Raw genomic sequence first — 25,583 nt, forward strand, 5'->3', positions numbered from 1 at the left:
GGCCGACTTCCAGGTGTCGGGAGCGGAGCTGAAGGGCCGGGTCGGGGCCACGGTCGACGCCCGGGTGAAGTTCACCGACGCGGGCCCAGCCTGGGCCCGGGTGCCGAACAGGTGGCCTGGCTGGTGCCGTCGCGTTGAACCGTCGCGGCGGAAGGCGTGACCGTCGGTCTCGGCCGGCTTCTCGGCCCGCAGGACAAGGCGGCCTCTTCGGACACCGCCCCTCTGTGGCATCACACACCCGGTCAGTGGCTGACCGGCACAAGCATGCTGTTCGGCAGGGCGACGGCCTGCTTCGCCCTCACGATCCGGTTCCTGCGCCGCCACGAGCCGGCAGTGGTACGCAGACACTGAGTGGCCTCCGCGGGCGGGAGCCCGATGACCTCCTCGCCGTTCGCGGAGGCACTTTCGCAGGGAGCGAGCCGGCGTCCTCGGCACAGCTCGTCGCCCCTGCGGGCCGTCATGCGGTGTCGGCGGGGTCCGGGCAGAACACCCGAACACGCTGGACGAGGTTGTTGGCAAGGCCGCCTCGGTTCCACGGCTGTTCCAGGGGCTGGGTGTTCCCCGCCTCGTCGTGGGCGCGGGCGCCGAGAACGTGGTCGCCGGGGGCGGCGAGCCACGTGCAGGACCATCGGCGCCAGGCCCAACGGTGCCCGTGATCCGGTTCGAGTTCGGCCGGGTGCCAGCTCGCGCCCCCGTCGGTGCTGACCTCCACCGCCGTCACCGGGGCACATCCCGACCACGCCCGTCCTTCGAGGAGTACGGGTCCAGGCGCGACCACGCGCGTGCGGGACATGAAGTCGGGGAAGCCGGGCGGCATCAGGAGCGCCCGGGGAGCGATACGGGTGACCGGCTCCCCCGCTTGCCCGGGCTCCTGCCTGATCCGGTAGGCGACGGACTGCTGGAAGCCGGTGAAGGGGGTGTCGACGACGGTGATGCCGTGCAGCCACTTCACCTGCGCCATGCCGTACCAACCGGGTACCACGAGACGCAGGGGCCTGCCGTGCTGCGGTGGCAGGGGCGCTCCGTTCATGGCGTAGGCCACGAGCACCTCGGGGTCGTGGCAGGTGGCGACGTCGAGGCGAAGACTGCGCTCGTAGTCCTGCTCGACACCGCGCTCCACACCATGATCGGCGCCGGTGAAGACGACGTCGACCGCGTCCGGCATGACACCGGCCTCGTCGAGGAGCAGGCGCAGGGGCACCCCCGTCCACTCCGCCGTGCCCACCGCCTCGACCAGCCACGGCTGGCTCACCGGCCTCGGCGACAACAGGGCTCTGCCGTTGCCGGCGCACTCCAGGGTCACCCGCGTGGTGACCGCAGGACGGGTACGCAGCTGAGCCATCGAGAGCGTCAGTACGCGCCGCACGCGTCCGCTCACTGTCAGCTGCCAGGCAGCTTCGTCCGCCACATGGGGGATGTCGTAGTGGGTCAGAACGTAGTGCAGGCCCGGCGGCGTCACGTCGTAGCGCATGGCCTCCAGCGGCAGACCGTGATTCCGGGCGGCCAGCGCCAGCTCGTCCAGCCCCAGACCCTCGCCGGGCGCAGCCAGGCGGGCGCGAGTGCTCACGTCGGCAAGTCGACGCCCCATGGTCCGATTATTCGCTTCCGCCACCGCTCGCGCACCGGCAGTGGGACGGTGCGGATGATCTTGGTCTGCCACAGGGGTTCGCGGCGGCCGCAGCGGGCTCCTTCCGTCCGACGGCGACACACGCGGGCGCAGGCAACGGCCGGCGCAGGCGGTGTGCGGACCCGGCCGTCCCGCGATCCACCAGCCCCACGGCGTCGGCCGGGACTCGGCGTGTGGCGAGCCGGCCTGCCGCCGACCGTGGTCGTGGCCGACCCGGGCCGTCAGCCGGATGCCGCGGGAAACGGGCCGCCGGTCCGGCAACACGAGCCGGTTTCCTGTGAGTTGCCTCACCCGTCGCTGCCGGTCTCCGCACACAAACCGGCTGGCCAGCCCCCCGCTCCCGCATCCGACCACTGCCTGTTGGCCGGATACGTCAATAAACTGTCATTGCAGCCAGTGTGTTGCCCGATACAGGCTGTGACCGTGTTGGAGCGACGTGTTGTTGTGGTGGTGTACGCGGGTGCGATGGCTTTGGACATCACCGGCCCGATGGAAGTGTTCGACACGGCCAACCGGCTTCTCGCCCCGTCGGGCGCTCCCTACCGGATCGACCTGGTCTCCGCCGACGCACCACTGGTGCGCACGAGTTCAGGAGTGACCGTGGGAGCCTCGCCGCTGGAGGCAGGGCGGGGCCCCATCGACACGCTTCTCGTGCCGGGCGGATGGAGTCTCGGCGACGCGCTCCGGGACCGGGCGCTGGTCTCCTGGATCGGCCGTGCAGCGGCGCGGTCGCGCAGGGTCGCCTCCGTATGCGGCGGATCCTTTCTGCTGGCCGAGGCGGGCCTCCTGGACGGCAGACGCGCCACCACGCACTGGGCGTACAGCGAGGCGATGGCCTGCCGCTATCCGAACGTGACGGTGGACGCCGAGCCGATCTTCGTCTGGGACGGCCCCTTCGTGACGTCAGCGGGTGTGTCGACCGGGATCGACATGGCGCTGGCCCTGGTGGAGGCCGATCACGGTGCGGCGCTCGCGCTGGAGACGGCGCGGTTTCTGGTGCTCTTCCTGAAGCGGCACGGCGGGCAGTCCCAGTTCAGCGCCGTCCTCGACGCCCAGTTGGCCGACCATCCGCCGATCCGGACCGCGCAGGAGTGGATCCTGGACAACCTGCACAACCCGTTGCCCCTGGCCGAGATCGCCCAGCAGGCCAACATGAGCCTGCGCAACTTCGCCCGGGTCTTCAGGCGCGAGGTCGGCACCACACCCGGCCAGTACGTCGAGCGGACCCGCATCTCCCGCGCGCGCGAGCTGCTGGAAACCACCGACCTGACGATCAGCCAGGTCGCGGCCCGCTGCGGATTCGCGGCCCCCGAGACGTTCTTCCGCTCCTTCGGACGGACCCTGGGGCTCACTCCGAGGGAGTACCGGCACCGCTTTCAGGTCATCTCGCCATCCGGCCTCATCGACCGGCACCATGAGACGGACAGGAGCCCCGCATGATCACCCCGACCTCGGACACACCCGAGGCAGGAACGATACGCCTGGTCGACTACCTGGCCGGGGAACTCGCCAGGGCCGGCGTGAGCCACATGTTCGGCGTCGGCGGCGCGAACATCGAGGACCTGTATGACGCCGTTCACCGCGGTGGCACCGTCCGCTGCGTCGTCGCCAAGCACGAGTTCTCCGCCACCACGATGGCCGACGGATACGCCCGAACCACCAGGCGCATCGGCGTAGTTGCGGCCACCTCGGGCGGCGGTGCGATGAATCTGGTGCCGGGCCTGGCAGAGGCCTACGCCTCCCGGGTCCCCGTGCTGGCCCTGGTGGGCCAGCCGCCGACCGGCCAGGCGGGCCACGGGGCGTTCCAGGACTCCAGCGGCAAGGGGGGTTCCTTCGACGTCGCGGAGGTCTTCGCACCGGTCTCCCGGTTCTGCGCCTGGGTCGAAAACGCGGACTCGCTCGTGGAGTTGCTGCCCCGGGCGATGGCGGCGGCACAGGCCGACCCGCGGGGGCCGGCGGTGCTGCTGCTGCCGAAGGACGTGCAGCAGGCACGGATCCGGTTGCCCGTCCGCAGCCAGGCGTCGACACCGGGCGTGCCGACGCCTGCGTCGACCCCATCGGCGCCACGGCTCGACAGCTCGGCCCTCACCGCCGCGTCGGACATCCTTCGCGGGGCCGACCGCGTCCTGGTCATCGCCGGTGAAGGCGTCGCCGCCGCGGACGCGCGTGCGGATCTGGCCGAACTGGCCCGGAACCTCGGGGCGTGGGTGGCGGTCACCCCCGACGCCAAGGATGTCTTCGACAACCGTGATCCCCGGTTCGCCGGCGTGGCCGGGGTGATGGGCCATGCCAATGTCGAGGAGTGTCTGCGGCGGGCCGACGTGTGCCTGCTGGCCGGGACCCGGCTGCCGCTCCTGGCACGGGCCGGTCTCGACCGGGCCCTGGCCGCCACCGAAGTCGTGTGTCTCGGTCCCGAACCGCCGTTCGTTGCGGGCACGGCACTGGGCGGGGACCTGCGGGACGCGCTGCGCGCGGTGACCGGCCGGCTCCCGCCGCGCCCCCATGCCTGCCCGCAGCATGCCGGACCCCTCCCCACGACCATGCCGGACAGGGTTCCTCAGGCCCGTGGGCGAACCGTCCCCTACGCCCAGGCGATCGCCGCGGTGGAGGCAGCACTTCCCCAGCGTGCGCACGTGTTCGTGGACGCCGGCAACGCGGGTGCCAGCGCGGTCCATCTCCTGCCCGCACCGCGCCGCGGCCGCTTCGTGGTGGCGGTCGGCATGGGCGGCATGGGCTACACCTTCGGAGCGGGCATCGGCGCCGCCCTCGCCACCGGGCGACGCACCTACGTACTCGCCGGCGACGGGTCCTTCTTCATGCACGGGATGGAAGTGCACACCGCCGTGGAGTACGCCGCACCCGTGACCTTCGTCGTCTTCAACAACAACGCCCACGCCATGTGCGCGCTGCGCGAGGAGTTCCTCCAGGGCGGCATCCGCACCGACGACCGGTTCGGCCGGACCGACCTCGCCGCCGGAGTGGCCGCTGCCTTCCCCTCTCTCGACGTCACCGGAGCCGACGACGCGGCGCAGTTGCGCAAGGCACTGCTGCGCTCCAACACGAGCGGCGGCCCCGCGTTCGTCGCGCTGGACTGCGACCCGGAGGAGATCCCTCCCTTCCTTCCCTTCCAGTCCTTCGCCACGGCCACCGACGGCACGGAACACCCCGACCGCACTGAACACCCCGGCAGAAAGGAGAATGCGGATGAGCGAGGAGTCGTCCACGTTGGCTGACATCCCCGGCCTGATGCGGATCGAGAACCCTGGCAAGGAGGAGCTGACCGCCCACTGCATGGAGCTCACCCACGCCGTCTACCCCCACCATCAGGTCTACGGGCAGTACTGCACCATCCACGAGTACGTCGACTGCCCCCCGGAGTCGGCCTACGACTACCTGCGCCAGGGCCACCACCTGGAGGAGTGGACCTGCAGCCTGCGGGACTTCGCACCCACCGGCACACCGGGCCTGTGGGCCGGCCACGACCGGCTCGAGGACGACACCAGGATCTACTGCAGGGTGGCCGCCCACCCCGAGACCATGACCGTGGACTACCACTGCTCCTGGGACCAGGGCGAGAAGCTGTGGATGATCTACCTGATGCGCGTCGTACCGGCCCGCCTGGTGCTCGACAAGCCCGGATCGGTCATCACGTGGACCAACTGCCGGCACCCTTACTACGACGCCAACCCGCACCCCGACGCGGCCCCCCGCCCGGACCGGCCCTGGGTGGGCGACTACTGGGACCTGTTCTACGCCGGGCACACGGTGGAGATGAACAACCTCAAGGCCATCCTGGAACACCGTCACCGCAACGGCCTGCCCGTCTGCGTGGCTCCGGCGACGGCGGCACAGCGGTGACCACGGTCAGTCTCACCGACGTCGCAGGCTACCTCCCCGGCGATCCGGTGCCCGCCGAGTTCTACACCGACTACCCCGGAGCCGAGGACAAGCTCCGCAACCATCCCATGTTCAAGGTCCCGCCGTTACGGCATCACGTGGCCCCGGACGAGACCAACGCGGACATGGTCGAGCGTGCCGTACAACCCCTGATCGAACGGCACGGCAGGGCCGCGATCCGAGGCGTCGACGTGTTGTTGGTGCACAGCCAGCTGCCGGACCTGCCGTTCGTGGGAGCCGGCACCGAGGTGGCACGCCGGTTGGGCCTGAACCCGGAGTGGCTCGTCGACGTGGCCAACGCGGGCTGTGCCTCCTTCATCCACATGCTGAAGCTGGCCCGGCAGCTCCTCACCACCACCGACGCGCGGACCGCGCTGATCTGCAACGCGCAAAGCGCCGCAGGCCAGTGGTTCACGCAGTCCGAGGTGCGCAGGCTCGCCCAGGCGGCCGTTCCGGGCGACGGCTGCGGCGTCGGGTACGTCACGAGATCGTCCGACACCCCGGTCCTCGGCGTGGAGACCCGGCACCTCGGCGAGCATGCCGGGGAGATGACCGTGGCGGTCGACGACGGCCGCAAGTACTGGGAGCCGGGAGAGTCCCAGTTGCGTATCGGGTTCACCGACTCCAGCGTCGCCAAGGTCCTGGCACGCGGCAACCGCCTCGTTCCGGAGGCCGTCACGGACCTGTGCCGACGGCTCGGCGTGGCGACCGGTGACATCGACGTCCTCATCACCAACCAGCCCAACCGCACCTTCCTGCGGAACTGGGAGGAGGCGCTGCAACTGCCTCCCGAACGGCACCTGAACACCTTCGACCAGTACGGGAACCTCTTCGGAGCGGCCATCCCGGTCACCTTGAACCGCGCGGTCCGCTCGGGTCGGGTGAAGGACGGTGACCTGGTGGTGCTGGCGGGATTCGCCCACGCGGGCGACTTCGCCGGTGCCGCCGCCATCCGCTGGCACGGCGGGCGGGGATGACCGGCTCCGTGGCCGCGGGCGACCGGGACGGCTCAGCCTCCTGCCGGCGGTCCGTCAGGGTGATGTCAGCCCCTCCTGTCACTGTCTTCCTGTGAACGGCACGGGAAACCGGACGCCGGGATCAGGGAGAGGTGCCCGGAGTGGTTGATCGGGGACCAGCGAGCACGCCTCGAGGTCGGGCCTTCACGGCCCACGCAGGTTCGAATCCTGCCCTCTCCGCAGCTGCAGGGCGGCGGGACGCGACGGATCAGTCGCCCCGGCCGAACGCCTCCTTCCTGATGAGGTCGAGGAAGGTCGGAGCGCCTTCGGTGGTGCGTACGTCCAGGCAGGTGTGTACATGAGTGTCGGTGCCGGCCTCACGCACGAGTGCGTGCGCGAGGTCGGCGCGTGCGGTGAAGCGCCCCGTCAGCCGGGCGGTGCCGATCCGGTAGTCGCTCACCCGGTCCGTGTCGAAGAGGCCGCCGGGCCGGACGATCGTCCAGGCGTGACCGCTGTCCCGCACGATCTCCTCCATGCGCCGCATGTCCGCGTAGACCGTGCGCCCCATGAACCGCACGAAGAACGGCTCGACCACCTTCCGGAACAGCAGCCCTTCGCCGGGTGCCGGCACGTCGAACAGGACGGTCGAGGTCACGCACACCAGACGGGACACCCGATGCCCGGTCATGGCCCCGGTGATGTGGGCGATGCCGGTCGAGTACACGGTGACGGGGGCGCGGCCGTAGGGGACTCCAAGGGTGGAGATCACGGCCTCCTGCCCGGCCACCACACGCTCGACCGCCGTCCGGTCCAGCACGTCCGCCTCCTCGACGTGCAGCCGGGCATGGGTGATCGGGAAGGCACCGGGCTGGCGGGTCACCGCGGTAACCGTGTGGCCTGCGGCGATCGCCTGCCGCGTGACCTGGCGTCCGGTGGGCCCGTTCGCTCCGAAGACGACGAGTTTCACGGGGATCTCCTCTCTCCTTGCCGCAGTCCTCGGGGCCGAGGTGCGTGCCATGCCGGTGGAGAGGGACCGGGAAACGGCCGGTGTGACATCGTCGGCCCGCGATGAGACATGCGGCACACACGGGCCGCGGGACGTCACACTGCCGGGGCGCGGCACCTCTGGGTAGGGAGCCGTTGTGAGGAGATGTCATGGCCGACGACCGGGTGCGCACGGATGCGGACACCGCGACGCAGGTGTTCCTCGACCACCGTGAGCTGCTGTTCGCCATCGCGTACAACATCCTGGGCACCGTCACCGACAGCGAGGACGTGCTCCAGGAGACCTGGCTGTCCTGGTCCGGCAGGACGGCACGCGCGACCGTGCCGGACGGCGGGAGGCAGGACGGTGCGGGTGCCGACCCCGCGCCCGCGATCGAACGCCCCCGCGCCTACCTGGTGCGGATCACCGTGCGGCATGCGCTCGCGCGCCGGGCGGGCATCGCGAGGCGGCAGGAGACCTACGTCGGGCCCTGGCTTCCGGAACCCCTGATCACGGACGGCGGGGCCGACTCCGCGGACCTGGCTGCACGCACCGAGTCGGTGTCGCTGGCGCTGCTGGTCGTCCTGGAAACCCTGACCCCGCTGGAGCGGGCGGTGTTCGTCCTGCACGAGGTGTTCGGGTACGCCCACACCGAGATCGCGGACATCCTCGGCCGCACCCCTGCTGCCGTGCGGCAGCTCGCGCACCGCGCCCGTGGGCATGTGCAGGCGCGCCGCCCCCGGTACCGGGCCCACCCGCGGGTCCGTCGGCAGGTCACCGAGCGGTTCGTCGCCGCGGCGCTCGGCGGCGATCTCGGTGCCCTGCTGGAGATCCTGGCGCCGGACGCCACGCTGTGGACCGACGGCGGGGGCAAGGCCCAGGCGGCGCCCCGGCCGATCCGGGGGCGGGACAAGGTGGCCCGCGCGCTGACCGGGTACGCGTCGCGCACACCGGCCGGGCTGGAGTTCCAGCACCGGGACGTCAACGGTGACGCGTCCGTGGTGGTCTTCGAGAACGGCTCCCCGCACGGGGTGATGGTCATGGACCTCGCCCCGGAGGGTGACCAGGTCCGCGAGATCTACCTGGTCACCAACCCGGACAAGCTGTCCACGGTCGAGCGGGACGCCTAGGACCAGTCGTCGAACGGCCTTCGGGGGCGGGCCACCGTCGGGTGAGACGTCGCGATGAGCTGTCCGGACACCGGCAGCCGGGCTCTGGCGCACACCGTGCGGGATCGGTTCACGCGAGGTCGGCTAGAGGGGCGCTCGGTTGCCAGGCGACGGGCAGGACGACGTCGACACCGTCGCGGCGGGCCAGGGGCAACAGTCGGCTCATCGTGGCGTCGATGTCGTCCAGGAAGTAGGGCATGGGCCGCAGGGGCCGGTGCAGACCGACGAAGAAGTCGTCCCAGTGCACCAGGACGACCCGGCGGGCCCCGGTCGCGGTCACGACCTCGTCCCAGTACGTACGCAGGAACTCGGTCGGCTGTCTGCCCAGGTTGCCGATGCCGAGGTAGACGACGTCGACGGGCCGGCCCCGCAGGGCGCCGGGGCGGAAGTTGGCACTGGCGTGCAGCAGGATGCGGCCTGCCGGATGGGAGACGAGCACGCTGTAGGCGGTGCCGGTCTTCCATGCGCCGGCGCGGGCCGGTGGCACAAGGGGCTGGTCGACGGTGCCCGGATAGTGGTCACCGGGGCTGTGCACGGAGTCCAGGAAGGTGAGGTCGAAGCGGCCGTAGGAGACGGTCTCCCCGTCCGCGACCACGCGCAAGGACGACTCCGGCACTCCCAGTCCGCGGCCGATGTTCGCGGTGGAGGGCGATCCGACCAGCTCCGCACCGGTCTCCAGGGACCACACCGGCGCATCGAGGGCGTGATCGTAGTGGGAGTGGGCGCAGACCACGGCGGCCAGATTCCTCACCCGCAGTCGGTCGACGGCGGCGCGCACGAGAGACGGGTCGGGCGCGATCCTGCCCAGGGCGACGCGCAGCAGCCCCGGCCGGGTGACGAATCCGTCGCTGAGCACGGAGGTCTCCCCGTCCGACAGGAGAACGGAACTGGTGCCGAGGAAATGGGCGACCAGCCCGTCATCGCTCGTCATGCGGGGCTGCTTGTACGGCAGATAGGGGCGCAGGCTCGGGTGACCGGCAGGCATTCTCATGCCTGCATCCTGACCTGTGGCACGCGGCTGGACGACGTGGGGCTGCCACGGTCGCGGCCACCACCACGAGGATGCGATGACGTGTGCACCACCAGCGGACAACCGCCCTTGCGCGAGCCGGCAGGGTGGCCGCACGCGCAGCCGCCCCCGAACCCGCGGACCCGTCGGCCGAAGAGGTGGGCGCGCCCCATGGACCAGGATGTGTTGTCCGGAGAACCAGGGGGACCATGGAAGTCGAAGCGCCTGCCGATGCGGACAGGCGCGGCTCCCAGGCCGGCGGACGGCCCCGTGTGGCGTCGGCCGGCGAAAGGGGTGCCTGCGATGAGCGAAGCCGGATGGTCTTTCGCGGACCACGGCTGGGCGGATACCCGCCGGCCGGGGGACGAGCCGTCACAGCCGAGCGGGCTGATGGACCTCCTCGGTGTCGCGGCGGTGCTGCTGGACGCCGAGGGGCGGATCGTTCTGTGGAGTCCGCAGGCCGAGGAGCTGTACGGCTACTCCGCCGAGGAGGCGCTCGGGCAGTACGCCGCACAGCTGCTCGTTCACGAAGAGCAATGGGAGTGGGTGATCACCAAGTTCGCCCAGGTCATGGAGACCGGCCGGAGCTGGGGCGGCACGTTTCCCGTCCGGTGCAAGGACGGCGGCACGCGGCTGGTGGAGCTGCGCAACATGCGGCTGCTGGACGACCACGGTGACTTCTACGCCCTCGGGCTCGGTACCGACTCGCTCCGGCTGCGCCAGGTGGAGCGCGATGTCGCGTTCTCCACGCGGCTGATCTCCCAGTCCCCCATCGGGATCGCGATTTTCGACACCGCTCTGCGGTACCTGGCCGTCAACCCCGCTCTCGAGGAGATCCACGGCCTTCCCGCACATGAGCACCTCGGCCGTCACTACCGCGAGATCATGCAGGACGCGAGATTCGAGGTGCCCGAGGCCGCGATGCGGCAGGTCCTGGAGACCGGGATCTCCCTGGTGGACCAGGCCACCGTCCTGAGCCCCACCTCGGCCGATCCCGGGCACCCGCATGCCTGGTCGGTCTCGGTGTACCGCTTGGAGGACATCCAGGGGCGGGTTCTGGGAGTGGCCGAACTGGTGCTGGACGTCACTGACCGCTACCGGTCTGCCATGCAGGCCAGCCAGACGAGACGGCGCCTGGCACTGATCGCCGACGGCTCCGCGCGCATCGGCACCACCCTGGAGGTCGACCAGACGGCCCGGGAGCTGGCGGAGGTCACCGTTCCCGAGTTCGCCGACCTGGCCGCCGTCGACGTGCTCGACTCCGTCCTCGACGAACACCGCCCCGCCTCCGACCGCGGCCCCGCCCTCTTCCGCGCCCTCGCGGTGGAGGCCGCCTACCCCACCGAAGCGATGAAGGCCGCCGATGCGCCCGGCCAGATCGCCGCCTACGACGCCGACCGTGTGGCCACCCGTTGCGTGCGCACCGGCCGGCCCGTCCTGATCACCCACGCCGACGGGAACGACCTGTCACGCATCGCCCGCAACGAGCACGCGGCCCTGCTGCTCGCCCGTGCCGGGGTGCATTCCTACATGGCCGTCCCTCTCACCGCCCGAGGCACCGTCCTCGGTTTCCTGGGGCTGACCCGCGCCCGGGATCCACGGCCCTTCGACGAGGACGACCTCGCCATCGCCGTCGAGCTGGCCTCCCGCGCCGCGGTGTGCATCGACAACGCCCGCGCGCACCAGAGCGTGCGCAACGCGGCCGAGACCCTGCAGCGCAGCCTGCTCCCGACCGCCCCGCCCGGCCTGCCCGGCCTGGAGGTCGCCTGCCGGTACCGGCCCGCACAGGCGGCCTACGAGGTCGGCGGCGACTGGTACGACGTGCTCCCGCTCGGCGGCGACAGGACGGCGCTCGTCGTGGGCGACGTCATGGGCAGCGGCATAGACGCCGCCGCCGCCATGGGACGCCTGCGCACCGCCACCGCCGCCTTCGCCGACCTCAACCTCGACCCCGCCCGCATCCTCGAACAGCTCGACTCGATCACCTCCAGGCTGGAGCAGTACATCGCCACTTGCGTGTATGCCGTCTACGATCCCCACCGCGGTGTGTGCCACATCGCCAACGCCGGGCACCTGCCGCCCGTCCTCGTCCGCAGCAGCGAGCACCCTCGACTCCTCGACCTGCCCAGCGGCGTCCCGCTCGGAGTCGGCGGTGTCCCGTTCGAAACGACCACTCTGGCCTTCAGCCTCGGCGACCAGCTGGTTCTCTACACCGACGGACTGGTCGAGACCCGCCACCACTCCATCGACGGACGCCTCGACAGCCTCCTCCGTCTCCTCGACGCGCCCGACGGTGCCTTGGAGGAAACCTGCGACCGCCTCCTCGACGGGCTCCGGCACCCCGACAACCACGACGATGTCGCCCTGCTCATCGCCCGCGCAGGACCCTTCGCACCCGAGTCGTGCACACCGTCACCAACAGTGTCCGAGTGAGACAGAGGTGGGGCGCGGCCGGGGGCCAGGCTGTCGTGCGGCATCGGCAGCGGCCTGGGACGCAGGCGGCCGGAGTGCGCCGTACCTACCTCGCGGCCAGGGGAGCCGAGTGGAGTTCGCGTACCAGTTGCGGGGTGAGCAGTTCTCCGGCGCGGTCGGCGAGAACGGCCATTTCATAGCCGACCAGACCGACGTCGCACCCCTCTGCGGCCAGGACGCCGAGGCAACTGCCGTCGCGGATGCGGCCCACCATGAGGAAGCCACCGAGCATCTCGATCATGACGAGCTTCATGCCGTGGAAGCCGTGTGCCGTCGACGCGTTCTGGGCGAGGCTGGTGATGCCGGAGACTACGGCGGCGAGATGGTCGGCGCGATCTCGGCCGAGGCTGTCCGAGGAGGCCATGAGCAGGCCGTCGGAGGAGACGGCGACGGCATCGGTGACGCCGTCGGCGGTGCGTACGAACTCCGAGATGAGCCAGCCGAAACTCTGAACGGCGGTGGTCACGATGACGCTCCTTGTGTGCGTCGGGCCTCGGCACGAGCAACACCTGCTCTGAAACCGTTGAGCAGGCCGGAGACGGCGGGCCGGGCGGGCGGGGGTGGAAGGGAGGGGCCGTCCGCGGGGGCGAGCAGGCGCCCGGGGAGGGCAAGGAGTGCGGACAGGCCGCCGCCGGTGGTGTCGAAGAGGTGGACCTGGGTGCCTTCACCGAGGCGGCGGGCGAGTCGGCCGACGACGAGGTGGCCGAGGAACCGCGTGGGCGCGGCGAGGAAGGCCTCTTCACCGATGTCGGAGAAGCGGGCGTGGGCGCGTTCCTTGTCGGCTTCGGACATGCCGATGCCGTGGTCGACGACGGCGAAGCAGTACGTGTCGTCCTCGGTGTCGTACCAGCCGTGCACCTCGACCGGTTCGGTCGGCGGCGAGAACGTCAGCCCGTTCTCGATGAGTTCGGCAAGGAGGTGGGCGACGTCGGCGACGGCGTACCCGCGCACCCGCACCGGCTCCACGGCCGCGATCAGCACCCTCCGGTACTGCTCCACCTCGGCAACGGCGGACTGGACGACTTCCAGGCCGTCGGCGGTTGCCGCCGTGGGCTGCGGCGGGTTCTGCCCGGCCAGGACCAGAAGGTTCTCGGCGTTGCGCCGCATACGGGTGGCGAGGTGGTCGAGCTCGAAGAGCTCGGCGAGGGCGTCCGGATCGAGTTCCTGCCGTTCCAGACGGGTGATGAGGCCGAGCTGACGACGCAAGAGGTTCTGGTTGCGGCGGCCGAGATTGGCGAGCGATTCGGTGGTGTTGCGACGCAGGCCGGCCTGCTGGGCAGCCAGGTGGAGGGCGGTGCGTTCCACCTGGTGCAGGGACGCCGCTACCTCGACGATCTCCACCGCCCCGCCCAGCGGCTGTGCATCGGGACTGTCCGGGACGTCCCCCGGCAGGAGGAGCTCCGCATGGTCCTGCGGGGACTGCTGGATACGGGCGACCGTTGCGGGCAGCCGGTGCCGCGCCACCTCGTGGGCGGCCTCGGCGAGCGCACCGAGCGGGCGCGTGAGGGATCGGGAGGCAAAGGCGGCGAGGCCCGCGACGAGGGCGGCGATGAGCAGTCCTGCGCCGAGAGAGGCGGCGAGGCCCGCCTCGGCGTCGCGGCTGAGCCGATCGGCCCGATCCCGTACGTCGTCACCGACCGACTGCTGGACGGCGTACAGATCGTCGACGAGGACGGTCATCGCGTCCCACCAGGCGCCGGCATCGGCGTGCAGCGCGGAGCCGTCGGCGGCGCCTTCCGCCCGGTTCTCGTAGGCGGTGGAGCGTTCGGCGTGCTTGGTGCCGAAGGCCTTGTTCAGGGCCGCGCGCTGGGGTGCGGTGGCGACCTGCCGGAACCGGGCGAGGGCGGCGACACGCGTGGCACGTACCTCGGTGAAGGTGAGGTACTCACGGCCGTGAAAGCCGCCTTCGGCGAACACGCCGTTGAGGAGCCCGCGTTCGAGAGCGACCGACTCCTTCGCCACGGCCAGTTCCCGCAACGCCTCCAACCCGTTGCGCAGCCGGCGGTCGGCGCCGGCCGCGGTCCCGGCCACCGGGTCGACGGCGTTGAGGGCGTCGACGGCGGTGGTGTAGAACGCCAGGGTCGCGGCCCGGTCCGCGGTGTCCGTGTCGGTGGCGGCCCGGACGTCGCCGAGGTGCTGCAGGTGCCGATGGACGACATCCTCGACGGTTCTTTCGCGGCGCATTGCGCGCAGCGCCGTGTCGACGCGCTTGCGCGTGGCGGCGAGCGGTGGACGGAAATCCGCCTCGCCCCCCAACAGGCCGTTGGTCAGCCCGCGTTCGCGTTGCAGCTGGTGCACCAGGGCCTGGATGCGCAAGCTGAGGCCGACCTCGGTACGGGTCGTCCGGGCGTCCGAGAGGGCCTCGGCGCGGCCGTTCACCATGAGACCGGCCACTGCCAGCAGCAGGCAGATCGGGACGGTGATGACCACCGCCACCCGGCCCCTGATGCTGCGCCAGCCAGGCATCGGCCGACGGCCGGGAGACGTTCGGCCACGGTGCTGGCGCCCCGAACTGCCGCGGCCTAACGCGCTCTTGCCGACTGTGCCGAGCCTGCCGAGCGCCGTCTGTAGTGGCGTCCACACCCTCATGGTCACGAAGCTAGCCCGACCACCGCAGCCGCCGGTTTCCGACCTGTTAGGCATGTGGGAAGTTCGGTTGCGCCGCCCTCACACCTCCGGCCGGGAGACTGTGACAGCTGCTGACAGGGCAGCTGGTGTCGGACGCCGGCCGCTGATCGGCTCACTCATCACCCGCATCACCACGGCGACGGAGGACCTGCCCGGCACCAGAGGGTCGGGGCTGCTTCCGGGGTGCGTCTTTCGTGATTGACCGAAGTGACCGGTGACCGTTCGAGCCGGTTCCAGACGGCGGTGGGGGGGTGGGCCCCGTCGTTCCCTGGACCCACCCCGGAAGCGTCTCAGACGCCGACGGGCTTGCCCGGGCCGGGAACGCGGCGGAAGCGGAACGGCTCCGGTTCGCGGCCGTCCTGGATGAACCAGCACTCCCCGGTGCCGTCACCGGTGAGGATCCGCAGCACCGTGTCCGCGACGACCTCGGCCGGGATGACCGGTACACCGTGCTCGGAGAGCATGCCGCGCAGCTGGTCGATGATCCGCGACTCCGCGTACCCCGGGCAGACCGCGTTGAAGCGCACGTTCTCCGGCGCGAGAGCCGGACCCAGGGAGCGGGCGAGTCCCACGACCGCGTGCTTGTTGGCCGCATACAGCGGATCGAGCGGCACCGCCGCCAGGCCCGCCAGGGACGCGGTCGCCACGATCGATCCTCCGCCACGGGCCCGCAGCGCGGGCAGCACGGCGTGGGTGCCGAAGACCACGCCGTCGAGGTTGGCCCCCATCGCCCGGCGGTAGCGCGCCAGGTCGAAATCCTCGCCGACGCCGCATCCGGTCGCCACGCCCGCGTTGAGCACCGCGATGTCGACACCGCCGTGCAGCTCCTGGGTGAAGTCCACCAGCGCGCGGTTGGCGTCGAGGTCGGAGACGTCACAGGCGTGGAAGTGGCCGTCGACCAGGTCGGCCACTTCCCGGCCGCCCCGCGCGTCGAGGTCCGCGACGACCACGTGTGCCCCCGCCCTCGCCAGTGCCAGCGCCGTGGCCCGGCCCAGTCCGCTGGCAGCGCCGGTGACGATCGCCACCTTCCCCTGCAGCCCGGTGCCCTCGCTCTGCTCTCCCTGCAGGGCTGCGGCCCCGCTCTCGGCGGCGGTCACGCCAGCTCCAGCACGAGCTTGCCGACGTTCTCGCCACGGAAGAGCATCTGCAGCGTCTCGGGGAAGTCGTCCACGGTGCCCCTCACCACATGTTCCTTGACCTTGATGCGGCCGGCGCCGATCCAGGCGGAGATCTCCTGGGCCGCCTCCGCGTAGCGCTTGGCGTAGTCGAAGACGACGAAGCCCTCCATCCGGGCACGGCGCACCAGCAGCGAGAGGTAGTTCGAGGGGCCCTTGACCGGGGTGGCGTTGTTGTACTGACTGATCGCACCGCAGACCACGACGCGCGCGTGCATCGCCAGCCGGGTCAGGGCGGCATCGAGGATGTCCCCTCCGACGTTGTCGAAGTAGACGTCTATGCCGTCGGGGGCGTGCTCGCGCAGCGCCTTCCTGACGTCCTCGGCCCGGTAGTCGATCGCTGCGTCGAATCCGAGTTCGCCGGTGAGCAACGCGCACTTCTCCGGTCCGCCGGCGATGCCCACGACCCGGCAGCCCTTGGCCTTCGCGATCTGACCCACGATGGTGCCGACCGCACCGGCGGCCCCGGACACCACGACGGTCTCGCCGTCCTTCAGCGCGCCGACGTCCAGCAGGCCGAAGTAGGCGGTCATGCCGGGCATGCCCAGCGCTCCCAGGTAGGTCGAGGGCGGGGCGAGCGAGGTGTCGATCTTCATCGCGCCCCGGCCGTCGGAGACCACGTACTCCTGCACGCCGAACGTGCCGACCACGTGATCACCCGGCTGAAAGCCGGGGTGGTTGGATGCGGTGACCTCGACGACCGATCCGGCGCGCATCACCTCCCCGATACCCACCGGCGGCAGGTAGGAGGGGCGGTCGTCCAGCCAGCCCCGCATGGCCGGATCCAGGGAGATGACGCGCGTCCGGCCCGTGAACAGGCCCGGGCCCGGTTCCCCGAGGGGTTCTGAACGGTGCTCCCAGTCTTCGGGCTTCACGTCGCCCACGGGGCGGGCTGCCAGACGGATCTGGTGGTTGGTCACGGACATCGCGCCTCCTGTCGTTCGCGGCTCCCCGCGACCATACCGACCAGTAGGTACGCGAGCGGGTGTGACATTACCCATAAGTCATCCACGCGTCCAGGGTCCTACGGTCCGGGGGGTGCCGCTCGTCGAGCGACAGCTGTCGACCGGATGCCGCATCGAACTCGAAACGTGACACTCGACAGGCTTATCAGGCATTCCAACCAGTCGGTATCGTGCGCGGCCACACCCGGGCTGCGCCGCCCACCTCCCACGCGTCCGAGCTGCACCGGAAGGCCCTGCGATGACACACCCCGACGACAACCCGTACCCGCACCCGCCACCGGCAGGGCAGGGATGGCCGCAGCCGCAGGCCGATCCCTACGGCCACACCCCTCGGCGCACGTCGCACGAGCGGGATCCCTGGCAGGAGTCGTACGGACGCTACGCCCCGCAGGGCAGCTCGCACGGATACGACACCTTTTCGTACGAACCGTACGGGCAGGAATTCCGGCACGAACCGTACGTGCCCGAGACCGATCGGCACGGTGGCGACCTCGCCGCACTGCGCTCGGCCTACCGCCTGCTCCGCCGGATCTCCACGCTCGCCGCGCTCGGCTCCTTCGTGCTGTATGTCGTGCTGTCCTGCTATGCGCCCGGCCTGATGGGGGCCAAGATCGCCGGAGAGCTGAGCCTGGGAATGGCCCTGGGGGTCCTCCAGCTCGTCGTCACCTTCGCGGCCGTCTTCTGGTACGGACGCAGCGCACAACGCTCGGTGGATCCGCTGGCCCGCACCGTCAGGGAGCGGGCGGTCCCCGTCGGCCGGAACGCGGGGATGGCGCGATGAACGACTTCAGCTCCGGGACGCAGGCGACCGTCCTGATCCTGTTCACCACGCTGGTCACCGTCACGCTGCTGATGTGCGTGATGGCGGGACCGGACCGCGACGACCTGACGAACTTCTACACCGGCTACCGCTCGCTCACCCCGTTCAAGAACGGCCTGGCGATCGCGGGTGACTACATCTCCGCGGCCACGGTGCTGAGCACCACGGGCATCATCGCGCTCGCCGGATACGACGGCTATGTGCTCGCGGTCAGCACGGCCCTGTCCCTGGTGCTGCTGATGTTCCTGCTGGCCGAACCCCTGCGCAACGCCGGCAGGTTCACCATGGGCGACGTCCTGGCCCGCACCGTGCCCGGGCGGGCCGTGCGGGTCGCCGCCTGCGTGGTGACGCTGACGGCGACCCTGCCCTTCCTGGTCGTCCAGCTCTCCGGGGCCGGGTCACTGCTCACCTTCATCCTCAACATCCCGCACGTGGCGGGCGCCAGGACGGCGTGCATCGTCATCGTCGGCAGCCTGATGATCATTTACGCGGCGCTCGGCGGTATGCGGGGCACCGCGCTCATTCAGATGATCAAGATCGTGCTCCTGCTCGGCACCAGCGTCGTCGTCGCCGCCCTGGTACTGAACCGCTTCGACTGGAGCCCCGGAGACCTCCTCAGGGCGGCCCAGCACGGCAGCGGCGCGGGCCCCGCCTTCCTGCAGCAGGGCCTTCAGCTGGGCACCTCGGCCATGGACCGGCTGGACTTCGTCGGTCTCCAGGTCACCGTGGTCCTCGGCGTCGCCTGCCTGCCCCACATCACGATGCGTCTGTACTCCGCCCAGGACGTGCCCGCCGTGCGTCGCTCCATGTCGTGGGCGGTCGGCACGGTCACCACGTTCTGCCTGCTCGTGATCATCATGGGTACGGGCGCGGCAGCGCTGGTGGGATCGCGGTACATCACCGCGGCCGACCCGCACGGCAGGACCTCGGTGCTCATGCTGTCGCAGATGCTCGGCGGAGCCTCCGACTCCGCAGGCTCGACGATTCTCTACTCGGCCGTGGCGGGCATGGTGTTCATCACCCTGCTGTCGTCGGTCGCGGGGATGACCCTGGCCGCGGCCTCGTCGCTCGCCCACGACCTGTTCGCCCATGCGGCGCGGCGGGGACAGGCCCGGCCGCGCACGGAGATGACGGTGGCGGCGTGGACGAGCGTGGCCGTGGGAACCGTTGCCATCGGGCTCTCCACCCTGGTCCAGAACTGGGACGTCGCCGTGCTGACCACTCTGGCCGTCTGCATAGGGGCGTCGGCGGTGGCACCCGCGCTCACCTACTCCCTGTTCTGGCGAGGATTCACGCGTACCGGCCTGCTCGCCACCCTCTACGGCGGCGCGGCCTGCGCGCTGCTGCTCATGGCGTTCTCCAAGGCCGTTTCGGGCACGCCGGCCGCCGTCTTCCCGCACGCCGACTTCGACCTGTTCCCCATGCAGTCCACCGGACTTGTCTCCATCCCGTTCGGCTACCTGATGGGTTGGCTGGGCAGCCTCTGGGACCACCGGCGCCGCCCCGCCGACAGCCGCGAGAACCGGCGACTGTACGAGGAGAGCGAGGCCCGGCTGCTCGCCGCAGCCGAATGACCGCATCGGCGGAGGCGGACTACGCAGGCGGCCTCGCTGCCCTCGTCGTAGTCCGCCCAGTGCCGCGTGAAGCTGTCACCAGCTCGCGCGCCGCCAGGGCCCAGCCGAGTTCCACCGCGGTGTCCGGCGCGTCCAGGCTGGTGCCGGTGAGCTCCTCGAAACGGCGCAGCCGGTAGCGGACGGTGTTGACATGGACGTGCGCGCTGCGGGCGACTTCGCGGATGTGCCGTCCCCTCTCCAGGTAACCCCTCACCGACTCCTCGATGAGGGCACCGAACTCCCCCTCCGCCTCCAGGGGGCGCAGATAGCGGTCGAGCAGCAACTCGGCGAGTTCCGGTTCGGCGACGACCGCCACCCGCCAGGACAGGTCGCTCAGGTCGTACACGCCGCGCAGACCGTAGGCACGGGCGGCTTGCAGCAGCCTGCAGGCGGCGCGGAACGAGCGGTCCATCGCGGCCAGGTCCGTCGGCGGGCCCAGCCCTGCGGTCACTTCCAGGTCGCCGGTCTCCGGCCTTGCCTCGACGACTCCGGCGACCGCCTCGTCCAGCACGGTGAGCAGCGCGCCTCGGCCACCCCGGCGGCCGTGGGACTCCAGGGAGCGGTCCAGTGCGTCCGGACCGACGTCGCCGTCCGGGACGGCTCTGATGGCCCGGTACGGCCGTGACGGGTCCAGCCCGTGGATCGCCGCACCGCTGTGGATCTCCGCGGCGCTCAGCGTCCCGTGGAGCAGTCCGCGCAGGAAGTCGGCGCGGCGGCGGGCGTCGGACAGGGCTGCGGCGACCTCCGCCTGCCGGTGGACGGCGGTGATCCGCAGGCTCGCGACGTCCGCGAGCTCCCACAGGCACCTGGTGCGGTCGACGACGAGGCCGGGGTCCAGCCCGCGTTCGGTCGCCTCGGCGATGAACAGATCCCGTATCGCGCTCAGCGCCCGGCGGAAGGCGCGGAGCCCGTCGCCGAGCGCCATGCCCCGGGCGGCCCGGTCCCGGGCCACATCGGCTTCGTCGAAGTCCTCCGGCGCGGGCACCGTCCCCTCGCGTACCACCGTGAGAGCCCGCTGGAAGTGACGGTGCCAGATCTGGTCGAGGAGTTCGCGTGGGACCGCGCGGTAGGACGGGATGTGGTCCACCAGATCCGCGTGCAACCGCCCGCCCACGTGACCCTGCTGCGCGGCCATCGCGGCGATGACCCGTTCGAGGGGCACCGTCGCGCCCGGCTGTCCGGGCATGGACCTCACCTCCGCCCCTTGGGCACCGGCCGTTGTGCACCTGAACAATATGCCGACCTCCGGCCTTGGCCGGGGAGCCGTCGACAACCCCCCGCCCTCGAAAGCACAGTTGGGACGGCGGAAGGAGCCCGTCGGCGCGCGCAGCAAGGCGCCGGCCGACCGTGCTCACACCTGCCCTCGTGCCACCGTCCCACCCCGACGAACAGTGCGGAGACCGCTGTGACCGACGAACACCATCAACGACCCCACCACGCCACCGCAGACACCGGCCCCCGCCTCGCGCCACTGCCCGAGGACGGCTGGGACCGCTCCACCCGGGAGCTGCTCGCCCCGATTCCCCGGGATGCCGACGGCCGCCTCGCCAACGTCTTCACCACCTTGGTGCGGCACCCGGGCCTCTTCCAGCGCTTCCTGCCGTTCGGCAGCCATCTGCTGCGCGGGGGCCGGCTGCCGGACCGGACCCGGGAACTGCTGATCCTGCGCGCCGCGTGCAACACGCGGGCCGGTTACGAATGGGGGCGGCACGTACCGTTGGCCAGGGACGCCGGGGTCACCGACGAGGAGATCAGGCGGGTCGGCGCGGGCCCGGACGCCCGGGGGTGGACACCGGCCGACGCCCGTCTGCTGCGTGCCGCCGACGAACTGCACCGGGACGCACGCCTGTCCGCAGCCACCTGGTCCGCACTCGCCGCCGATCACGACGAGGCACAGCTGATCGAAATCACCATGCTCGTGGGTCAGTACCACATGGTCGCGTTCTTCCTGAACTCCGCCGGTACCCGGCTCGAGCCCGGCTACGAGACGGAAACCCTGCCCACGCCCACCGGAGCCGGCGCGGTGGGGGCGCGGACGCGGACGCGGCGGCAGGAGAACACGGCGATGCCTGAGCCCCGGCACACCGTGACCCACCCGGTCGGCCTCCTGACCGGCCGGAGCGTACTGGTCGTCGGCGCGGGCACCCGCCCCAGCGACGATCCGAAGGCCCCGGTGGGCAACGGGCGGGCGGTGGCCGTGCTCGCCGCCCGCGAGGGAGCCTCCGTGGCCTGCGCCGACGTCTCCCCCACCGCCGCAGCGGCCACCGCAGCCCTGGCCGGTGAGGAGGGAGCCCGTGCCCTGCCCGTGGTCGGTGACGCCACGGATCCCGTCCAGTCCGCGGCCATGGTCGCCGAGGCCCTTCGCGAACTCGGCGCGCTCGACGCGCTCGTGGTCAACGTCGGCATCGGCCTCGGCGCGGGCCTGGCGGACACCTCACCGCAGCAGTGGGAACGCGTGCTCTCGCTGAACCTGAGCGCTCCCTTCCTCGCCGCCAAGTACGGGTTGCCGGCGATCGCCGACGGGGGCTCGATCGTCTTCGTCGGTTCCGTGGCCGGGCTGCGCGCGGCCACCGACTCGCCCGCCTACGACAGTTCCAAGGCGGGCCTGTTCGGTCTCACCCGCCATGTCGCCAAGGAGGGTGCACCGCGCGGGATCCGCGCCAACCTGGTCGTCCCAGGCCTGATCGACACCCCGATGGGCCGTGAGGCCTCGTCCCGGCGGGGGTCGCGCTCCGCCTCGTTCACCCGCATACCGCTCGGACGCCAGGGCACCGCCTGGGAGGTGGCCGAAGCCGTCACCTTCCTGCTCTCCGACCGCGCCTCCTACATCACCGGGCAGAGCCTGGTGGTGGACGGAGGGCTGAACGCCGTCTGAGCACGTGGGCACCTGTCCGCTGCGCGGGGTGAGGGCGGTCCCCAGGGGTCGGGGCATCGACCGGGGACCGCCCCCGCCGCTCACTTCGTCAGCGGGCCGAACTCCTTGCGGGTGTCCACCGGCTTGCCGAACAACTGCCACCGCTCGCCCTTGAACCGCATCAGCTGCATCGTCTCGAGCGGGAAGGCGTCGCCGGGGCCCGTGGACATGGTGACACCGGGCAGCAGCAGGCCCACCTTCACGTCCTTCAGGCTGCGCACGGCGTCCCGCAGCCCTTCCCTGGTCGGGCACTTCATCGCGTCCAGGGCCTGGTGCAGGCTGCTGGCGACGGCCCAGCCGTAGGCGTTGAACTGGTTGGCCGGGTCGGCGTCGGGGGCGTACTTGTGCAGGGCGTTCCTGTAGGTCTTCATCGCGGGGTCGTTCGCCCACTGCGGGTCGGCGGGGTCCTTGAAGTAGGTCGCCGAGACCACGCCCTGTACGTGCTTGAACCCGACGGGCCGGAGCACGGCGGCGGACGAGGCCACGTTGTTCACGATGTGCAGCGGGTTCCACTCGGTGTTCCCGGCGTCGGCGGCGAGGGCCTGGCTGGCGAACTTGGGAGTGGTGACGTCCAGCAGCACGTCCGCCCTGGAGCGGGAGAGACTCGCCATCTGTGCCGACACGGACGGGTCGGTGACCTCGTAGCTCTCCTCGGCGACCACCTTGATGCCGCTGCCGGCGACGGCCTTCTTGAACCCGCCGAGCAGGTCCTTGCCGAAGTCGTCGTTCTGGTAGAGGACCGCGACCCTGGCCTTGTGCCGCTCGTCCTTGAGGTACTTGGCGTACACCCGGGCCTCGGCCACGTAGTTGGGCTGCCACCCGATCGTCCAGGGATGCGTGTCGTCCGTGCCCCAGACGGAGGCACCCGTGGCGACGAAGGGCTGCGGCACCTTCTGCTTGTTCAGGTAGTCCCACACGGCCGCCGTGGACGGGGTGCCCAGGGTCTGGAAGACGGCGAAGACCTTCTCCTGCTCGACGAGTCTGCGGGCCTCCTCGACCGCCTTGGGCGGCTGGTAGCCGTCGTCGCGGACGATGAACTGCACCCTGCGGCCGTCTATGCCGCCCTTGCCGTTGACGTACTTGAAGTAGGCGGCCACGCCCTTGCTGATCGTGCCGTACGCGGACGCGGGTCCTGACAGCGGGTAGATCCCGCCCAGCTTGATGGTCCTGTCGGTGATGCCGGTGGTCTGCTGGCCCTTGCACGCGCCGCCGGCGGCGGTGTCCTGGCCGTCCTGTCCTCGCCTGCTGCTGCAGGCGGTCGCGGTGAGCAGGGCGGCGGTCACGGCCGCGGCCGCCCGCAGAGCGGTCGTCTTGCGCATGTGATTCACTCCTTTTCCGTGCGGGGCGGTGCGCCCACGGGTTCGGCGTCGGCACCTGCGGGGTCCGCAGGGTCGAGGGTCACGGCGGTTGCGGATTCGGCCCGGGACTCCGGTTCCGCACCGGGCGCGGATCCGGCCTCCGGCGTCCGGAGGAGGGCGGCAGGAGTGCGGGGCAGGCGACGGGCGACGGCGCCCAGGACACGGCCCGGCAGTCCGGCCAGTCCCGTCGGGGCCACGAACATCACCGTGATGATCAGCAGGCCGAACACCACTCCCGGTGCCGCCTCGCTGACGTCCTGGGACACGCTCGGCACGTACATCACGAACGCCGCCCCCAGCAGGGGGCCGTACAGCGAGCCGAGCCCCCCGACCACCAGGCCGGCCAGCAGGGTGACGGACAGAACGAAGCCGAAGGAGTCGGGCGAGACGAAGCCGATGACCCAGGTGTACAGACACCCGGCGACGCCCGCGAACATCGCGCTCCACGCGAAGGCGAGGGTCTTGTGCAGCGACAGCCGCACGCCCATGACCTCGGCGGCGCTCTCGTTGTCCCGCACGGCGAGCAGTGCCCGGCCGACCCGGGACCGCAGCAGGTTGCGGGCGAGCAGCAGGGCCACCGCGGTGACGGCGAGGACGACGAAGTACATCCACTGGTCCTCGGCAAGCCCGCTCCACGCGGGCGGCTGCAGCTTGTCCACGGTCAGGCCCATGGAGCCACCCGTCACCGGTTCGAGCCGCTTGAGCAAGGGCGGCAGGAACACCGCGAACGAGAGAGTGACCAGGGCCAGGTACAGCCCGCTCAGCCGCAGGGCCGGCACTCCGAACCCGAGGCCCAGCAGGAAGCATCCGGCGGCCGCGACCGGCAGCGTGGCCAGGTGGCCGGTGTCGTACCGGTCGAGCATGACAGCCGCCGTGTAGGCCCCCGCCGCGAAGAACGCGCCGTGCCCGAGCGAGATCTGCCCGCCGAAGCCGGCCAGCAGGTTCAGGCCGGCCAGTGCCACGGCGTACAGGAGCACCATGGTCAGCTGGAAGACCTGGAAGGGGGCGAAGTAGAAGGGCGCGCCGACGGCGAGCGCCGCCGCGAGCAGCACGGTGAGGGCGGCCCGCAGCCGCCGGACCCGGTCGGTGCCGAGTGCCGCTGTGATCGTGCTCATGCGCGCTCCACCGCCGCCCGTCCGAACAGGCCCTGGGGCCGCACCAGCAGCACCGCAAGAATGATCACCAGGGGGACACCCACTTTCAGATCGGCACCGACCACGTCCACGTACGCCCCGGTCAGCGTCTCGGCGACGCCCACGAACAGGCCGCCGACGACCGCGCCCACCGGGCTGTCGAAGCCTCCGAGGGTGGCCGCGGCGAACGCGTAGATCAGCACCCCGCCCATCATGTTGGGCTCCAGGAACAGCACCGGGGCGACGAGCACGCCCGACACCGCGCCGACCGTCGCGGCCAGCCCCCAGCCGAGCATCAGGACCCGGCTCACCCGGATGCCCGACAGCCGGGCGGAGGCCGGGTTGCAGGCGACCGCCCGCATCACCAGGCCGAGGGAGGTGTGCTGGAACAGCAGATACAGCAGGCTCATCACGACGGCCACCACGCCGAGGATCCCGAGCGTCGACCAGTCCACACGCACCCCCGCCAGGTGGATCCCGCCGTCGGGGAACGGCTGCGGGAAGTCCTTCACGGTGAACGACCAGATCAGGCCGGCCAGCGCGTTGACGAAGATGAACAGGCCGACCGTGACGATGACCACCGTCAGCTCGGGCGCGCCCTGCACGGGACGGATGACGATCCGCTCGACCAGCATGCCGCCGGCGAAGGACACCGCGAGGGTGACCGGCAGTGCCAGCCAGAACGGCATCCCGGACGCCACCAGCTGCCAGGCGACGTAGGTCGAGAGCATGGCCAGCTCGCCCTGCGCGAAGTTGACGATCCCCGTGAACCGGTGGATCAGCACCAGGGCCAGCGCCAGGCTGGCGTACACCGCGCCGGAGCCCAGTCCTTCCACCACTTGCTGGAGCAGATCGGTCACGG

Annotated in this window: 20 protein-coding genes and 1 pseudogene; 10 read left to right on the forward strand and 11 right to left on the reverse strand. The window is 71.1% G+C overall.

Annotation, left to right across the window (positions count from 1 at the left end):
* Positions 1-457 precede the first annotated feature (457 nt).
* On the reverse strand, positions 458-1,588 hold the full coding sequence (locus AB0H32_RS19405) for a sulfite oxidase (RefSeq protein WP_361121676.1): 1,131 nt from the start codon (positions 1,586-1,588) through the stop codon (positions 458-460).
* A gap of 462 nt (positions 1,589-2,050) precedes the next feature.
* Here AB0H32_RS19405 and AB0H32_RS19410 point away from each other — a divergent pair, with 462 nt between their 5' ends.
* The 5 genes and pseudogenes from AB0H32_RS19410 to AB0H32_RS19430 all read left to right on the forward strand — a co-directional run bounded on the left by AB0H32_RS19410 (position 2,051) and on the right by AB0H32_RS19430 (position 6,720).
* Positions 2,051-3,067 carry a GlxA family transcriptional regulator gene (locus AB0H32_RS19410; RefSeq protein WP_361121679.1) on the forward strand — a complete coding sequence of 339 codons (1,017 nt, stop codon included), beginning with the start codon at positions 2,051-2,053 and terminating at the stop codon, positions 3,065-3,067.
* The gene (locus tag AB0H32_RS19415) at positions 3,064-4,860 is read left to right on the forward strand and encodes a thiamine pyrophosphate-binding protein (protein WP_361121682.1); all 1,797 of its coding nucleotides are present in this window, start codon (positions 3,064-3,066) and stop codon (positions 4,858-4,860) included. The genes AB0H32_RS19410 and AB0H32_RS19415 overlap by 4 nt, the downstream gene beginning before the upstream one ends.
* Entirely contained in the window at positions 4,832-5,485 is a 654-nt protein-coding gene (locus tag AB0H32_RS19420; protein WP_361121685.1) for an SRPBCC family protein, read from the forward strand. The genes AB0H32_RS19415 and AB0H32_RS19420 overlap by 29 nt, the downstream gene beginning before the upstream one ends.
* Positions 5,482-6,501, forward strand: a complete 1,020-nt coding sequence (locus AB0H32_RS19425; protein WP_361121688.1) for a ketoacyl-ACP synthase III family protein — start codon at positions 5,482-5,484, stop codon at positions 6,499-6,501. The genes AB0H32_RS19420 and AB0H32_RS19425 overlap by 4 nt, the downstream gene beginning before the upstream one ends.
* A gap of 125 nt (positions 6,502-6,626) precedes the next feature.
* A pseudogene (locus AB0H32_RS19430) lies at positions 6,627-6,720 on the forward strand.
* Between the two features lie 28 nt (positions 6,721-6,748).
* Here the strand turns inward: AB0H32_RS19430 and AB0H32_RS19435 are convergent.
* Positions 6,749-7,447 (reverse strand): SDR family oxidoreductase, encoded by a 699-nt coding sequence (locus tag AB0H32_RS19435; protein WP_361121691.1) that lies wholly within the window; start codon positions 7,445-7,447, stop codon positions 6,749-6,751.
* Positions 7,448-7,635: 188 nt separating this feature from the next.
* Here AB0H32_RS19435 and AB0H32_RS19440 point away from each other — a divergent pair, with 188 nt between their 5' ends.
* Complete coding sequence (locus AB0H32_RS19440) at positions 7,636-8,595, forward strand: sigma factor-like helix-turn-helix DNA-binding protein (RefSeq protein WP_361121693.1); 960 nt, start codon at positions 7,636-7,638, stop codon at positions 8,593-8,595.
* A 109-nt stretch (positions 8,596-8,704) separates the two neighbouring features.
* Here the strand turns inward: AB0H32_RS19440 and AB0H32_RS19445 are convergent, their stop codons facing one another.
* Positions 8,705-9,625, reverse strand: coding sequence for an MBL fold metallo-hydrolase (locus tag AB0H32_RS19445; protein WP_361121696.1), 921 nt, complete (start codon positions 9,623-9,625; stop codon positions 8,705-8,707).
* 408 nt (positions 9,626-10,033) lie between these two features.
* Between AB0H32_RS19445 and AB0H32_RS19450 the strand changes: the two genes are divergently transcribed.
* On the forward strand, positions 10,034-12,076 hold the full coding sequence (locus AB0H32_RS19450) for a SpoIIE family protein phosphatase (protein WP_361121802.1): 2,043 nt from the start codon (positions 10,034-10,036) through the stop codon (positions 12,074-12,076).
* Positions 12,077-12,161: 85 nt separating this feature from the next.
* On the opposite strand, the gene AB0H32_RS19455 is transcribed toward AB0H32_RS19450, so the two are convergent.
* From AB0H32_RS19455 to AB0H32_RS19470, 4 genes are all read right to left on the reverse strand, one after another.
* A complete protein-coding gene (locus AB0H32_RS19455; protein ID WP_361121699.1) occupies positions 12,162-12,581 on the reverse strand; it encodes a roadblock/LC7 domain-containing protein in 420 nt (139 codons plus the stop codon).
* Positions 12,578-14,581 carry a nitrate- and nitrite sensing domain-containing protein gene (locus tag AB0H32_RS19460; RefSeq protein WP_361121702.1) on the reverse strand — a complete coding sequence of 668 codons (2,004 nt, stop codon included), beginning with the start codon at positions 14,579-14,581 and terminating at the stop codon, positions 12,578-12,580. Before AB0H32_RS19460 ends, AB0H32_RS19455 begins: the two co-directional genes overlap by 4 nt.
* A 452-nt stretch (positions 14,582-15,033) precedes the next feature.
* Positions 15,034-15,840 carry an SDR family NAD(P)-dependent oxidoreductase gene (locus tag AB0H32_RS19465; protein ID WP_361121705.1) on the reverse strand — a complete coding sequence of 269 codons (807 nt, stop codon included), beginning with the start codon at positions 15,838-15,840 and terminating at the stop codon, positions 15,034-15,036.
* Positions 15,837-16,844: an NADP-dependent oxidoreductase gene (locus AB0H32_RS19470; protein ID WP_361121707.1), complete on the reverse strand. Its 1,008-nt coding sequence runs from the start codon at positions 16,842-16,844 to the stop codon at positions 15,837-15,839. The genes AB0H32_RS19465 and AB0H32_RS19470 overlap by 4 nt, the downstream gene beginning before the upstream one ends.
* A gap of 277 nt (positions 16,845-17,121) precedes the next feature.
* Between AB0H32_RS19470 and AB0H32_RS19475 the strand changes: the two genes are divergently transcribed.
* Both AB0H32_RS19475 and AB0H32_RS19480 read left to right on the forward strand, forming a co-directional pair.
* On the forward strand, positions 17,122-17,664 hold the full coding sequence (locus AB0H32_RS19475; RefSeq protein WP_361121710.1) for a DUF485 domain-containing protein: 543 nt from the start codon (positions 17,122-17,124) through the stop codon (positions 17,662-17,664).
* Positions 17,661-19,277, forward strand: a complete 1,617-nt coding sequence (locus AB0H32_RS19480) for a cation acetate symporter (protein ID WP_361121713.1) — start codon at positions 17,661-17,663, stop codon at positions 19,275-19,277. Before AB0H32_RS19475 ends, AB0H32_RS19480 begins: the two co-directional genes overlap by 4 nt.
* Before the next feature lie 19 nt (positions 19,278-19,296).
* Here AB0H32_RS19480 and AB0H32_RS19485 read toward each other — a convergent pair whose 3' ends face one another.
* The gene (locus AB0H32_RS19485) at positions 19,297-20,502 is read right to left on the reverse strand and encodes a helix-turn-helix domain-containing protein (protein ID WP_361121716.1); all 1,206 of its coding nucleotides are present in this window, start codon (positions 20,500-20,502) and stop codon (positions 19,297-19,299) included.
* 219 nt (positions 20,503-20,721) lie between these two features.
* Between AB0H32_RS19485 and AB0H32_RS19490 the strand changes: the two genes are divergently transcribed.
* Complete coding sequence (locus AB0H32_RS19490) at positions 20,722-22,191, forward strand: SDR family oxidoreductase (protein WP_361121719.1); 1,470 nt, start codon at positions 20,722-20,724, stop codon at positions 22,189-22,191.
* 80 nt (positions 22,192-22,271) lie between these two features.
* On the opposite strand, the gene AB0H32_RS19495 is transcribed toward AB0H32_RS19490, so the two are convergent.
* Genes AB0H32_RS19495 through AB0H32_RS19505 form a run of 3 tightly spaced genes read right to left on the reverse strand, consistent with a single transcriptional unit; the run spans position 22,272 to position 25,581 of the window.
* On the reverse strand, positions 22,272-23,549 hold the full coding sequence (locus AB0H32_RS19495; RefSeq protein WP_361121721.1) for an ABC transporter substrate-binding protein: 1,278 nt from the start codon (positions 23,547-23,549) through the stop codon (positions 22,272-22,274).
* A 5-nt stretch (positions 23,550-23,554) separates the two neighbouring features.
* Positions 23,555-24,703, reverse strand: a complete 1,149-nt coding sequence (locus AB0H32_RS19500) for a branched-chain amino acid ABC transporter permease (RefSeq protein ID WP_361121724.1) — start codon at positions 24,701-24,703, stop codon at positions 23,555-23,557.
* Positions 24,700-25,581 carry a branched-chain amino acid ABC transporter permease gene (locus AB0H32_RS19505; RefSeq protein WP_361121727.1) on the reverse strand — a complete coding sequence of 294 codons (882 nt, stop codon included), beginning with the start codon at positions 25,579-25,581 and terminating at the stop codon, positions 24,700-24,702. Before AB0H32_RS19505 ends, AB0H32_RS19500 begins: the two co-directional genes overlap by 4 nt.
* Positions 25,582-25,583 lie beyond the last annotated feature (2 nt).

Source organism: Streptomyces sp. NPDC020362 (assembly GCF_040642095.1).
In the GTDB taxonomy this organism is placed as follows: domain Bacteria; phylum Actinomycetota; class Actinomycetes; order Streptomycetales; family Streptomycetaceae; genus Streptomyces.

Coding starts and splice junctions, on each gene's coding strand:
- AB0H32_RS19470 (WP_361121707.1), bottom strand. CDS start 16,844: ATGTCCGTGACCAACCACCAGATCCGTCTGGCAGCCCGCCCCGTGGGC.
- AB0H32_RS19460 (WP_361121702.1), bottom strand. CDS start 14,581: ATGCCTGGCTGGCGCAGCATCAGGGGCCGGGTGGCGGTGGTCATCACC.
- AB0H32_RS19485 (WP_361121716.1), bottom strand. CDS start 20,502: ATGCCCGGACAGCCGGGCGCGACGGTGCCCCTCGAACGGGTCATCGCC.
- AB0H32_RS19480 (WP_361121713.1), top strand. CDS start 17,661: ATGAACGACTTCAGCTCCGGGACGCAGGCGACCGTCCTGATCCTGTTC.
- AB0H32_RS19405 (WP_361121676.1), bottom strand. CDS start 1,588: ATGGGGCGTCGACTTGCCGACGTGAGCACTCGCGCCCGCCTGGCTGCG.
- AB0H32_RS19420 (WP_361121685.1), top strand. CDS start 4,832: ATGAGCGAGGAGTCGTCCACGTTGGCTGACATCCCCGGCCTGATGCGG.
- AB0H32_RS19500 (WP_361121724.1), bottom strand. CDS start 24,703: ATGAGCACGATCACAGCGGCACTCGGCACCGACCGGGTCCGGCGGCTG.
- AB0H32_RS19495 (WP_361121721.1), bottom strand. CDS start 23,549: ATGCGCAAGACGACCGCTCTGCGGGCGGCCGCGGCCGTGACCGCCGCC.
- AB0H32_RS19440 (WP_361121693.1), top strand. CDS start 7,636: ATGGCCGACGACCGGGTGCGCACGGATGCGGACACCGCGACGCAGGTG.
- AB0H32_RS19475 (WP_361121710.1), top strand. CDS start 17,122: ATGACACACCCCGACGACAACCCGTACCCGCACCCGCCACCGGCAGGG.
- AB0H32_RS19445 (WP_361121696.1), bottom strand. CDS start 9,625: ATGAGAATGCCTGCCGGTCACCCGAGCCTGCGCCCCTATCTGCCGTAC.
- AB0H32_RS19450 (WP_361121802.1), top strand. CDS start 10,034: ATGGACCTCCTCGGTGTCGCGGCGGTGCTGCTGGACGCCGAGGGGCGG.
- AB0H32_RS19415 (WP_361121682.1), top strand. CDS start 3,064: ATGATCACCCCGACCTCGGACACACCCGAGGCAGGAACGATACGCCTG.